The sequence below is a fragment of the Streptomyces sp. NPDC032126 genome (assembly GCF_055580085.1).
Window position 1 is genome coordinate 492386 of the sequence record NZ_JBVIMA010000003.1, and the last position, 11743, is coordinate 504128.

General features: G+C 69.9%; 10 protein-coding genes. 7 read left to right on the forward strand and 3 right to left on the reverse strand.

What is annotated here, in order from left to right:
- The first annotated feature begins 73 nt into the window (after positions 1–73).
- Genes dnaK through ACZ5NW_RS15215 form a run of 4 tightly spaced genes read left to right on the forward strand, consistent with a single transcriptional unit; the run spans position 74 to position 4244 of the window.
- A complete protein-coding gene (dnaK, locus tag ACZ5NW_RS15200) occupies positions 74–1912 on the forward strand; it encodes a molecular chaperone DnaK (protein ID WP_468744267.1) in 1839 nt (612 codons plus the stop codon).
- On the forward strand, positions 1909–2559 hold the full coding sequence (gene grpE, locus ACZ5NW_RS15205) for a nucleotide exchange factor GrpE (protein WP_468744268.1): 651 nt from the start codon (positions 1909–1911) through the stop codon (positions 2557–2559). The genes dnaK and grpE overlap by 4 nt, the downstream gene beginning before the upstream one ends.
- A gap of 36 nt (positions 2560–2595) precedes the next feature.
- Positions 2596–3774 carry a molecular chaperone DnaJ gene (gene dnaJ / locus ACZ5NW_RS15210; protein ID WP_468744269.1) on the forward strand — a complete coding sequence of 393 codons (1179 nt, stop codon included), beginning with the start codon at positions 2596–2598 and terminating at the stop codon, positions 3772–3774.
- A gap of 5 nt (positions 3775–3779) precedes the next feature.
- Complete coding sequence (locus ACZ5NW_RS15215) at positions 3780–4244, forward strand: heat shock protein transcriptional repressor HspR (RefSeq protein WP_468744270.1); 465 nt, start codon at positions 3780–3782, stop codon at positions 4242–4244.
- A gap of 73 nt (positions 4245–4317) precedes the next feature.
- Here ACZ5NW_RS15215 and ACZ5NW_RS15220 read toward each other — a convergent pair whose 3' ends face one another.
- A complete protein-coding gene (locus tag ACZ5NW_RS15220) occupies positions 4318–6354 on the reverse strand; it encodes a fibronectin type III domain-containing protein (protein WP_468744271.1) in 2037 nt (678 codons plus the stop codon).
- A gap of 327 nt (positions 6355–6681) precedes the next feature.
- Here ACZ5NW_RS15220 and ACZ5NW_RS15225 point away from each other — a divergent pair, with 327 nt between their 5' ends.
- On the forward strand, positions 6682–7791 hold the full coding sequence (locus ACZ5NW_RS15225; protein WP_468744272.1) for a sugar ABC transporter substrate-binding protein: 1110 nt from the start codon (positions 6682–6684) through the stop codon (positions 7789–7791).
- A 21-nt stretch (positions 7792–7812) separates the two neighbouring features.
- On the opposite strand, the gene ACZ5NW_RS15230 is transcribed toward ACZ5NW_RS15225, so the two are convergent.
- Positions 7813–8409, reverse strand: coding sequence for a hypothetical protein (locus ACZ5NW_RS15230; protein WP_468744273.1), 597 nt, complete (start codon positions 8407–8409; stop codon positions 7813–7815).
- 319 nt (positions 8410–8728) lie between these two features.
- Here ACZ5NW_RS15230 and ACZ5NW_RS15235 point away from each other — a divergent pair, with 319 nt between their 5' ends.
- On the forward strand, positions 8729–9763 hold the full coding sequence (locus ACZ5NW_RS15235; RefSeq protein ID WP_468744274.1) for a helix-turn-helix transcriptional regulator: 1035 nt from the start codon (positions 8729–8731) through the stop codon (positions 9761–9763).
- Positions 9764–9882: 119 nt separating this feature from the next.
- On the opposite strand, the gene ACZ5NW_RS15240 is transcribed toward ACZ5NW_RS15235, so the two are convergent.
- Positions 9883–10830 (reverse strand): helix-turn-helix transcriptional regulator, encoded by a 948-nt coding sequence (locus ACZ5NW_RS15240; RefSeq protein WP_468744275.1) that lies wholly within the window; start codon positions 10828–10830, stop codon positions 9883–9885.
- A gap of 366 nt (positions 10831–11196) precedes the next feature.
- On the opposite strand from ACZ5NW_RS15240, the gene ACZ5NW_RS15245 reads away from it, so the two are divergent.
- A complete protein-coding gene (locus tag ACZ5NW_RS15245; RefSeq protein ID WP_468744276.1) occupies positions 11197–11535 on the forward strand; it encodes a hypothetical protein in 339 nt (112 codons plus the stop codon).
- Positions 11536–11743: the final 208 nt, after the last annotated feature.

Sequence of the window (11743 nt, forward strand, 5' to 3'; positions counted from 1 at the left end):
GGTCTGTTGACCCAGCGGGAACCCTCATGCACACTTGAGTCCGTTCCACTCAAGTCAGCTGGAGGAATCAACCATGGCACGTGCGGTCGGCATCGACCTGGGCACGACTAACTCCGTCGTCAGCGTTCTGGAGGGCGGCGAGCCCACCGTCATCACCAACGCCGAGGGTGCCAGGACCACGCCGTCCGTCGTCGCCTTCGCGAAGAACGGTGAGGTGCTCGTCGGCGAGGTCGCCAAGCGCCAGGCGGTCACGAACGTGGACCGGACCATCCGCTCGGTGAAGCGCCACATGGGCACCGACTGGAAGATCCAGCTCGACGGCAAGGACTTCAACCCGCAGCAGATCTCCGCCTTCATCCTGCAGAAGCTGAAGCGCGACGCCGAGGCCTACCTGGGCGAGAAGGTCACCGACGCGGTCATCACCGTGCCGGCGTACTTCAACGACTCCGAGCGCCAGGCGACGAAGGAAGCCGGCGAGATCGCCGGTCTCAACGTCCTTCGCATCGTCAACGAGCCCACCGCGGCCGCGCTCGCGTACGGCCTCGACAAGGACGACCAGACGATCCTCGTCTTCGACCTCGGTGGCGGCACCTTCGACGTGTCCCTCCTGGAGATCGGCGACGGCGTCGTCGAGGTGAAGGCCACCAACGGTGACAACCACCTCGGCGGTGACGACTGGGACCAGCGCGTCGTCGACTACCTGGTCAAGCAGTTCCAGTCCGGCCACGGCGTGGACCTGTCCAAGGACAAGATGGCCCTCCAGCGCCTCCGTGAGGCCGCCGAGAAGGCCAAGATCGAGCTGTCCTCCTCCACCGAGACCTCGATCAACCTGCCCTACATCACGGCGTCCGCCGAGGGCCCGCTGCACCTGGACGAGAAGCTCACCCGCGCCCAGTTCCAGCAGCTGACGGCCGACCTGCTGGAGCGCTGCAAGACCCCGTTCTTCAACGTCATGAAGGACGCCGGCGTCTCCATCAACGAGATCGACCACGTCGTCCTCGTCGGTGGCTCCACCCGTATGCCCGCCGTCGCCGAGCTCGTCAAGGAGCTGACCGGCGGCAAGGACGCCAACAAGGGCGTGAACCCGGACGAGGTCGTCGCCATCGGCGCGTCCCTCCAGGCCGGTGTCCTCAAGGGCGAGGTCAAGGACGTCCTGCTCCTCGACGTCACCCCGCTGTCCCTCGGTATCGAGACCAAGGGCGGCATCATGACCAAGCTGATCGAGCGCAACACCACGATCCCGACGAAGCGCTCCGAGATCTTCACCACGGCCGAGGACAACCAGCCGTCCGTGCAGATCCAGGTCTACCAGGGCGAGCGCGAGATCGCGGCCTACAACAAGAAGCTCGGCATGTTCGAGCTGACCGGTCTGCCCCCGGCGCCGCGCGGCGTCCCGCAGATCGAGGTCTCCTTCGACATCGACGCCAACGGCATCATGCACGTCACGGCCAAGGACCTCGGCACGGGCAAGGAGCAGAAGATGACCGTCACCGGCGGCTCCTCGCTGCCGAAGGACGAGGTCGACCGCATGCGCCAGGAGGCCGAGCAGTACGCGGACGAGGACCACCGCCGCCGCGAGGCCGCCGAGGCCCGCAACCAGGGCGAGCAGCTCGTCTACCAGACCGAGAAGTTCCTCAAGGACAACGAGGACAAGGTCCCGGGCGAGATCAAGACCGAGGTCGAGGCGGCCGTCGCCGAGCTGAAGGAGAAGCTCAAGGGCGAGGACACCGCCGAGATCCGCACGGCCACGGAGAAGGTCGCGGCCGTCTCCCAGAAGCTCGGCCAGGCCATGTACGCCGACGCGCAGGCCTCCCAGGCGGCGGCCGGCGGCGCCGGTGAGGCCCCGAAGGCCGACGACGACGTCGTGGACGCCGAGATCGTCGACGACGAGCGCAAGGACGGTGCCGCGTGACGGAGGAGACCCCGGGCTTCGACGAGAAGCCTGACGTCCCCTCCGGCGCGACCCCCGACGACGCCGAGCCGAAGGCCGCCCCCCAGGAGGGGGCGGCCCCGGCCGGGGACGCAGCAGCTCAGATCGCCGGTCTGACGGCGCAGCTGGACCAGGTGCGCAAGGCGCTCGACGAGCGCACCACGGACCTCCAGCGGCTCCAGGCCGAGTTCCAGAACTACCGCCGCCGGGTCGAGCGCGACCGGATCGCGGTCAAGGAGATCGCCATCGCGAACCTCCTGACCGAGCTCCTGCCCGTGCTCGACGACATCGGCCGCGCGCGGGAGCACGGCGAGCTCGTCGGCGGCTTCAAGTCCGTCGCCGAGTCGCTGGAGACCGTCGCGGCCAAGATGGGCCTGCAGCAGTTCGGCAAGGAGGGCGAGCCCTTCGACCCGACGATCCACGAGGCCCTGATGCACTCGTACGCGCCGGACGTCACCGAGACGACCTGCGTGGCGATCCTCCAGCCCGGGTATCGGATCGGCGAGCGCACCATCCGCCCCGCGCGGGTGGCCGTCGCCGAGCCCCAGCCGGGCGCGCAGACGGTGAAGGCCGAGGAGCCGGCCGAGGCGGCCGACGACAAGGAGAGCGGTGGCCCGGACGAGGGCTGACGTGACCACACTCAAGGGGAAGGAGGGACGTCGGGGATGAGCACCAAGGACTTCATCGAGAAGGACTACTACAAGGTCCTCGGCGTCCCCAAGGACGCCACCGAGGCCGAGATCAAGAAGGCGTACCGCAAGCTCGCGCGCGAGTTCCACCCGGACGCCAACAAGGGCAACGCCAAGGCGGAGGAGCGCTTCAAGGAGATCTCCGAGGCGAACGACGTCCTCGGCGACCCCAAGAAGCGCAAGGAGTACGACGAGGCGCGCGCCCTCTTCGGCAGCGGCGGCTTCCGCCCCGGGCCGGGTGGGAACGGCTCCTTCAACTTCGACCTGGGTGACCTCTTCGGAGGCGGCGCCCAGGGCGGCGGAGGAGGCGGCGGCTTCGGCGGCGGACTCGGTGACGTCTTCGGGGGCCTGTTCAACCGCGGCGGCGCGGGCGGCACCACGCGTACGCAGCCGCGGCGCGGCCAGGACATCGACACCGAGGTCACCCTCAGCTTCATCGAGGCGATCGAGGGCGCCACGGTCCCGCTGCGGATGTCCTCGCAGGCGCCCTGCAAGGCCTGCTCCGGCACCGGCGACAAGAACGGCACGCCGCGTGTGTGCCCGACCTGCGTCGGCACCGGCCAGGTCGCGCGGGGCTCCGGCGGCGGCTTCTCGCTCACCGATCCCTGCCCCGACTGCAAGGGCCGCGGGCTGATGGCCGAGCATCCCTGCCTGGAGTGCAAGGGCAGCGGCCGCGCCAAGTCGTCCCGCACGATGCAGGTCCGTATCCCGGCGGGCGTCACCGACGGGCAGCGCATCCGGCTGCGCGGCAAGGGCGCGCCCGGTGAGCGCGGCGGCCCGGCCGGCGACCTCTATGTGGTCGTCCATGTCGGCGCGCACCCGGTGTTCGGCCGCAAGGACGACAACCTGACGGTGACCGTGCCGGTGACGTTCACGGAGGCGGCTCTCGGCGGCGAGATCAAGGTGCCCACCCTGGGCGGCCCGACGCTCACGCTGAAGCTCCCGCCGGGCACGCCCAACGGGCGCACCATGCGCGCCCGCGGCAAGGGCGCGGTCCGCAAGGACGGCACCCGGGGCGATCTGCTGGTCACCGTCGAGGTGAGTGTTCCGAAGGACCTGTCGGGGAAGGCTCGTGACGCGCTGGAGGCGTATCGCGAGGCGACCGCGGACGAGGACCCGCGGGCGGAGCTGTTCGAGGCCGCGAAGGGAGCATGAGGGAGATGATGGAAGGCCGTCGACGCGGTGACGCATTTCGTGGGCCGTATGAACTGACCGAGGAGACCCCGGTCTACGTCATCTCGGTGGCGGCCCAGCTCTCCGGACTGCACCCGCAGACACTGCGTCAGTACGACCGGCTGGGCCTGGTCTCCCCGGACCGCACCGCGGGCCGGGGCCGGCGCTACTCGGCGCGCGACATCGAGCTGCTCCGCCAGGTGCAGACGCTGTCGCAGGACGAGGGCATCAACCTCGCCGGCATCAAGCGGATCATCGAGCTGGAGAACCAGGTCGCCGCGCTGCAGTCCCGCGTCGCGGAGCTTCAGTCGGCCCTGGACGGCGCGGCGGCCGCGATGCAGCAGCGCGAGGCCGCCGTCCACGCCTCCTACCGACGCGATCTGGTGCCGTACCAGGAGGTGCAGCAGACCAGCGCGCTGGTCGTGTGGCGGCCGAAGAAGCCCAAGGACTAGGCACGGCACGCCTCAGCCTCAGGGAAGGGCCCGGAGTCGCACTCCGGGCCCTTTTCGCGTTTCCGGGGGCGGGTCACGCCGCGGGGGCGGTCACCGCGTCGGCCAGGCCGGACCAGGCAGTCGTGCCGTCCGCCCGGGTGAAGGAGACCAGGTAGTACAGGGTGGTCCCGGCGGGGGCGGTGGTGTCCATCCAGTACGACGTCGTCACCGGTGTCCCGGTCAGGCGGACCCAGGTGTTCGTCGCGCGGTCCCAGCGATGGACGTGGTAGCCGTCGGCCTCGGTGAAGGGCGAGCCGGAGCAGAAGGGATCGACGGTGACGCCCTGCGCGCCGGCCGAGGCGGTCAGGTCGCAGGCCGTGTTCTCGGGGGCCTCGGTCGTCGGGCGGAGGTCGCGTTCGAAGAGCCCGACCGTGGCGACGGGCTGGTCCCACCAGGTTCCGTCGCCCGAGGGGTCGCCGAGGTAGGACGCGCGGTTGCCGTAGCGGTCCACGGCCAGCACCACGTAGCGCTTCCACTCGCCGTCCGCCGGCATCCGCAGCAGCGCGTCGGACCGGGTGGCGTCGACCTTGCCGAGGTACTGGGGGGTGGTGTGGTCGGCCGGCTGCTCGAAGATCTGGTACTCGGCCACCTCCTCGCCGGCCGGGCTCGGGTCCCAGTCGAGCCGGATCCCGTACTCCAGGGCCTGCGCGGTCAGATGGGTCACGGCCGGCGGGGCGATCTCGTCGCCGGGGCGGGTGACGAGGATCTCCGGGGAGGGGACGGACCAGCGGCCGTAGCCGTCCTTGCGGCGGACCACGTAGGCGTAGGTCGCGCCCTGGTCGCCGTCGTAGTCGGTGCAGGTGCGGACCGTGGCGCCGGACGCGTCGGTGGTCGTCGTGCGGCTGCGGCAGTCGGGGGTCGACCAGGTGCGGCTGCCGTCGGCCGGCGCCGGCGAGCGCAGCACGGTGTACGACTCGGTGTCGCCGCCCGCGGGCTCGCTCCAGCTGATGACCGCGCCGTAGGACGGGGTGGTGGCCGTGACGTGCTGCGGCGGGGTGATGGTGGGGGTGCCGCCGGCGACGTTGGAGAAGGTGTGGTTGCCGGCCGCGTCGTGGGCGAGGACCTTGTAGTCGTAGGAGACGCCGTACGACGCCGAGGTGTGCGTCCAGGTCGTCCCGGTGATCTCGGGGGTCTCCTCGGTCCACTCGGTGTCCGAGGACCTCTTGCGGAAGACCGAGTAGGCGACGGCGTCCGCGGGGCCCGTCCAGGAGAGGTGGTTGGCGTCTTCGGTGCTCGTGACGGTCAGTACGGGTGCGGCGGGCGGGGTGAAGTCGCCGGTGGGGACCGGGCCGAGGGCGGCGGTGCCGGCGGACTCGTGGCCGGCCCTGTCGTAGGCGCGGAGCTGGTAGACGTACGACTGGCCGGTCTGCGGCGGGGTGTCGGACCAGGTGCGGTTGGTCGTCGTGCCGAGCCGGGTCCAGGCGGTGGCGCCCTCCGGCTTGCGGTAGATCCGGTAACCGGCGAGGTCCATCTCCTTGTTGGCCGCCCAGTCGAGGACCGCCGAGGTGGCGTTGCCGGTGCCGGAGATGTAGTCCCAGGTGGCGCCGGTCGGGGCGAGCGGCCTGACCGTGTCGACGGTGGCCGAAGTGCGGGGCGCGTAGCTCACGTTGACCTTCGCGGAGCCCGTCCAGTTGACGTAGTCGACGCGGAGGGTGTGCCGGCCGGACGGGATGGTCAGGTTGACGGCCTTGGAGACGGTCGTGGAGGTGTCCTTCCACAGGCTGATCTTCAGTGAGCCGTCGACGTACACCCGCACGCCGTCCAGCGCGGAGGCGGCCATCGAGAAGGGACCGCCCGAGCCGAAGTCCCGTGTCACCGTCCAGCGGACGGAGAAGTTGTTCGAGGGAACGCCCGCGGCGGGGGAACCGGTGCCCCAGTTCTCGGCGATGGCGGCGTCACAGCCGGTCTGCTTCGGGGTGCCCGAAAAAGAGGTGTTGGCGTAGATCTGCCGCTTGTAGACGGGTGACGCGCAGGTCGTCGCGGCGGAGGCCGGAGCGGCCGCCGAGACGGCGGTCAGCACGCTGCCGGTCGTGGCGAGCGCCACGGCTGTCGCGAGTCTGGCTCGGTTCATTCGTTCCTCTGATCGGAGCTGTTCGGATCGGATGGGATCCGTGCGGACGGAACGGTCCGGTCATGATCACGACTGTTGGAGAATGGAATTGGTTGCACGAGTCTTTGCCATTCCTGTGAACTCCCGGCTGTGAAGAGTCCGTAAAGAGCAGTTGGAGAAGAATGCTCCGTGTCTTCATGTGTCGCCCCCGACCAAGCGGAAGGTGATGTTGTCATCTCGTTAAGTGGTACCGCTTGACGCCGATGCGTGCCGACGCGTTGTCTTTTCAGACACCTGGGTCGAGTTGCCGCACCCATGTCCGAACGCACCCCTGAAGTGAGCCCCTCAATGCGTCGAATAGCCCTCGCCGTGGTCGCCTCCACGATGACCCTCTCGCTCGCCGGCTGCGGGATGCTGGGAGCGACGGAGGACGGCGCCGACGCCAGTCCCACCAAGGGCAACGACATCACCATCGGCGTGCTGATGCCGGAGAAGACGAACACGCGCTACGAGCAGTTCGACTACCCGATCATCCAGGCCAAGGTGAAGTCCCTCACCGGCAACCAGGGCAAGACCGTGTACGCCAACGCCGAGGCGGACTCGGACAAGCAGCTCGAACAGATCCAGAAGATGATCGACGACAAGGTCGACGTCATGCTGCTCGACGCGGTCGACGCCGCCGCCGTCAAGGACATGGTGAAGAAGGCGAAGGACGCCGGTATCCCGGTCATCGCCTACGACCGCCTCGCCCAGGGCCCGATCGACGCGTACGTCTCCTTCGACAACGAACTCGTCGGCGAGGTGCAGGGCCGCACCCTGGCCGAGGGCATGGGCTCGCCCGAGCCCAGCGACAAGATCGTCATGATCAACGGCTCGCCGACCGACCCCAACGCCGGTCAGTTCAAGCAGGGCGCGCTCAAGGAGCTCAAGGACCGGGTCAGCATCGCGGCGACCTACGACACCGACGGCTGGAAGCCGGAGCTCGCGAAGAAGGAAATGGCCGAGGCGATCGAGAAGATCGGCAAGAAGGACATCAAGGGCGTCTACTCCGCCAACGACGCCATGGCCGGCGGCATCATCGAGGCGCTGGAGGCCGCGGGTGTCGAGGGCAGCGAACTGCCGCCCATCACCGGTCAGGACGCCGAACTCGCCGCCGTGCAGCGGATCGTGAGCGGTGAGCAGTACATGAGCGTGTACAAGCCCTACCCGCAGGAGGCCGAGGCCGCCGCGGAGATGGCCGTCGCCAAGGTCCAGGGCAAGGACATCCAGTTCGACGCCCTCACCCGCGACAAGGTCGACAGCCCGACCGACAAGAAGATCCCGGCCCAGCTGGTGACCGTGGTCGCGCTGACCAAGGACAACATCAAGAGCACCGTCATCGCCGACGGCATCTACAAGGTGTCCGACATCTGCACCGCCAAGTACAAGGCGTCCTGCCAGGCGCTCAAGCTGCAGTAGCGGTCAGGGGCCGAGGAGCGGTCAGCCGGCGCTCACCGGCTTCATCGGGATCACCACGCCGTCGGGGGCGTGTTCCACGACCGTCGTGCTGCGGAAGCTCGACGGGTCGCGGTCGCCCATCACCCGCAGGCCGGTGATCCTGGCGTTCTTCGGGGCGTCGTACCAGAGCTCCACCTCGACGAGGGAGTGCCCGCCGATCTCGATCCGGTCGTGCTGGCGGCGTACGGCCATCGCGAAGCCGTCGGGGTGGGCGCGGTGGCCGGTGACGCCCTCCAGGCGCTGGTTGCCCGCGACGTAGGTGTGGAAGTTCGGGTCCTGGTTGTCCACCCGCAGCCGGACCGCGCAGAACTGACCGTCGGCCGGGGCATCGGCGTGCGAGCCGGTGACCGCGGTGAGACCGCAGCGCAGGGTGAGGACGGTGAAGGTGAGATGGCCGTCCTTGTAGGCGCGTGAGGGGCGCTGGGAGGCGGACGAGGAGGCGCCCGGGGTGGCGCCGTCGTCTCCGCCCCCGCCGCAGCCCACGACGCCCCAGACGGCGCACAGGAGGGTGCTCACCAGTACGGCCGCCGGCCGCGCCGCCCGCCGCCGGGGCTTCTTCGCCATGACCCTGATCGCCATACCCCGATTGTCCGGCGCGACGCGCCCCGGGGCGAGGTGCTGTGCCGTACCGGTCAGGTCACGGACAGGGGGCGGCGAGGGGAAGAAGTGGGTGGCTGCGGCCGGGGCGGGGAAAGCTCTTGGCGTGGTGGGGGACGAGGGAACCGAGTGGGGGGCGGGACCCGTCATCTTGTTGCAGGGTGACAGGCTGAGGCCGGGTGAAACTCGGTCAGATCGGGGGTTTTCCCCGGCCTTTGCCGGGGGAGCCGTGTTGCGGAGCCCGTCCGGGCCGCGCATAGTTGCGCTGCGGACGAGGCGTACGGCGGGGGTGGGATGGGCGATGGCCGGGCACGGGGCGGAAGAGCATCCACACGGTGCCGACCGACTCTGCGAGGCCGGGGATCGGGTGTATTCCCGGGCCGTACGACGGGGACGCGTGCCGCGCGGTGACGCCGAGCCGGTGCCCTGCCTGCTGGAGCTCGCCCTGCTGCATCCCGACCCCGACGACATGGACTGGCTGGTCCCGACCTCCCCGCAGGAGGTCATGACACGGCTGCTGCGCGAGGTGTACGACGAGGTCAGCGCGAGCCGGCGGCGGATGGGCTCCGCGGTGGCCGCCTTCGAGTGGTACGCGGGCCTCGGCGGACCCGCGCCCGCGGCGACCGCCGGGGAGGGCACCGCGATCCGGGTGCTGGACGGGCTCTCCCGGATCCAGGCGGCCATGGACGAGGCGACCCAGGCGTGCACGACCGAGGTGCTCACCGTGCAGCCCGGCGGCATCCGGCGCGAGCACGAGCTGACGGAGGGGCTGCACCGGGCGCTGGAGCTCGCCGGGCGGGGCGTGCGGATGCGCGACCTCTACAACCATGTCGCACGGCACGGCCAAGGGCTGCTGAACTACCTGGAGTTGATGGGCGGCGCGGTCGAGGCGCGGACCCTCGACGAGGTCATCGACCGGCTGATCCTCTTCGACCGGACCGTCGCCTTCATCCCCGCCAACGCCGAGCGGACCATGGCGCTGGAGCTGCGTCACCCCGCCCTGATCGCCTATCTGGTGACCGTCTTCGAGCGGCTGTGGCGGCTGGCCATCCCGTTGACCGCGCCGCTGCCGGACACCGGTATCGAAGGCATCTCCCACCGGGAACAGTCGATCGCCGCGCTCCTGGCCGAGGGGCACCAGGACGCGGTGATCGCGGAGCGGCTGGGGATCAGTGTGCGGACGTGCCGTGCGCACATCGCGCGGCTGTCGGAGACGCTGGGCGCGGCGAGCCGTACGCAGTTGGGTGTGCGGATCGCGCAGGTGGGACTGGACGGCGGAGGCCGGCCGGCCGCGCCGCTGGCCCTCCCCGGCCAGGAAACCGCGACCGGCCGGTGACCCGACATCGAGACCGAGGGCCGGTGACCCGGCATCGAGAATGCGGGCCGGCGACCGGGCATCGAGAATGCGGGCCGTCGACCCGGCATCGGGACCGCGGGCCGGCGCTCACGGCCGTTTCAGTGGTGTTCGCGGTCGAGGATGCCGGACTGGGCGATGAGGTAGCCGAGTTGGGCGCGGCTGCCGCTGCCGAGGGCGGTCGCGAGCTTGGCTATGTGCGCGCGGCAGGTCCGTACGTTCATGCCGAGCCGGCGGGCGATCGCCTCGTCGACATGCCCCTCGACGAGGAGCTTGGCGATGGAGTGCTGGATCTCGGTGATGCCGTCGTGGGCGACCTCGTAGGGGTTGCCCATGCTCAGCGGAACGGCGCGGTTCCACATGAACTCGAAGACCTTGATCAGGTAGCGGATGAGGCCCGGGTGCCGCATCTCCAGGGCGACCTGCTGGTCGTCACGGGTGGGGATGAAGGCCACCGTCTCGTCGCAGATGATCAGGCGTTCCACCAGCTCGTCGATGGTGCGGTACTCGGCCTTGCCGTCGGCGAGCCGGGCGGCGTAGGTGAGTTGTTCGGGGTTGTAGCGGGCGGTGTGCTGGTACACGGTGCGGATGCGCACGCCGCGCTCTATCAACGGCCGGTCGCGTTCCATGCCCTGGAGGAGGCTGCGCTCGGAGAGCCGGTCGCTGGGCTGGACCGTGAGCATCTCGGTCTGGCACTGGGACACGGCCATGTTGAGCGCCGCGTTGATCCGGTCGCCGCCCTCCAGGACGGTGATGGAGTCGGTGGAGGAGGTGACCTGGGTGCTCAGCGACATGAACGGCTCGAACGCGGCGGCCAGCTCGATGGCGGCCCGTCGGCGCTGGGCGATCTCGTGCTCCAGCGGGTCGAGCCGGCGGGCCAGGGCGACCGCGGGGGTGAGCGGGCGCAGCCAGTCCGGATCGTCGGGGTCGGGGTGCAGCAGCGCCATCTCCATCAGGCACGGCGCGGCCTCCGTTTCCGCGCGCGCTATGCGCCCGGAGCGCAGCGCGGCGGCGTAAAGTCGGCTCCCGTCCTCGCACAGGTCCGCCATCCCATGGGGATGTGTCGCTTTCGTGTGATTCGTTGGCAAATCTCCACCCCCCAGGGTCCTGAACGTGCAGGAACATGATGCATCGATCCTGTGGCCATGACGTGCCTGAATGAGCCATCGTCGTACTCGACGGGGGAAAAGGGGACTTTCAAGTGAGGACGAAGCCGACTATGCGTAACAGAATGCTTCGCTCGGTGCTTGTCGCTGCCTTCTCCGCCGTCGCCGCCCTCGGAGTGCTGGGGGGCTTTTCTGGCGCGAAGGACGATGTCCGGGCGAACAGCTCGTGGCCGTCCGTGGCGGTCGGTGCCGAGTCCGGGAGCGTGAACACGTCGGCGGGCTCCGCAGTCGAAGGGGTCGGGGACTGACGTGACCACTCCACCGGACGACCGTTCCTTCCGCCGTGAAATGGCCACCGCCTATCGCTCCGGCTGGCACTTCATCGACCTGGTCACCGCCATCCCCCACAGCGGTGACTCGCTGATGGTGACCGTGTTCGGTGAGCCGGTCGTCGTCACGCGGGACGATGAGGACGACGTACGGGCGTACCGCTGTCTGCGACGGCCTCGGGGGGCGCCGCAGCCGGTGCGATGTGCCATCCGGTACGGAATGATCTTTGTGAATCTCGACCAGCGTGACCACCAACTGGCGGAGTCGGCGACGCCGACCGCCCCGCGGACCATCTCAGCCACCCCCCGCAGTGCCTGACGCGATTCCCCCGTCGTAACAGATCGCTCAGGTACTTCCCCCCGCAGCGGGGGGGGGGGGGGGGGGGGGAGGGGGGGGGGGGGGGGGGGGTGGGGGGGGGGTGGGGGGGGGGGGGGGGGTGGGGGAGGACGTCGTGGATGGGGGATGGCAGCTGGTGGCGCACGTCGAGGTGTCCCTTGGTCGTGCCGAGGCGGAGCGGGTCGCCGCC

What these genes read in the sequence shown, in the direction of transcription:
- dnaK (WP_468744267.1), top strand. Translation starts at nt 74, where the DNA reads ATGGCACGTGCGGTCGGCATCGACCTGGGCACGACTAACTCCGTCGTC.
- ACZ5NW_RS15220 (WP_468744271.1), bottom strand. Translation starts at nt 6,354, where the DNA reads ATGAACCGAGCCAGACTCGCGACAGCCGTGGCGCTCGCCACGACCGGC.
- ACZ5NW_RS15230 (WP_468744273.1), bottom strand. Translation starts at nt 8,409, where the DNA reads ATGGCGATCAGGGTCATGGCGAAGAAGCCCCGGCGGCGGGCGGCGCGG.
- dnaJ (WP_468744269.1), top strand. Translation starts at nt 2,596, where the DNA reads ATGAGCACCAAGGACTTCATCGAGAAGGACTACTACAAGGTCCTCGGC.
- ACZ5NW_RS15240 (WP_468744275.1), bottom strand. Translation starts at nt 10,830, where the DNA reads ATGGCGGACCTGTGCGAGGACGGGAGCCGACTTTACGCCGCCGCGCTG.
- ACZ5NW_RS15215 (WP_468744270.1), top strand. Translation starts at nt 3,780, where the DNA reads ATGATGGAAGGCCGTCGACGCGGTGACGCATTTCGTGGGCCGTATGAA.
- ACZ5NW_RS15225 (WP_468744272.1), top strand. Translation starts at nt 6,682, where the DNA reads ATGCGTCGAATAGCCCTCGCCGTGGTCGCCTCCACGATGACCCTCTCG.
- ACZ5NW_RS15235 (WP_468744274.1), top strand. Translation starts at nt 8,729, where the DNA reads ATGGCCGGGCACGGGGCGGAAGAGCATCCACACGGTGCCGACCGACTC.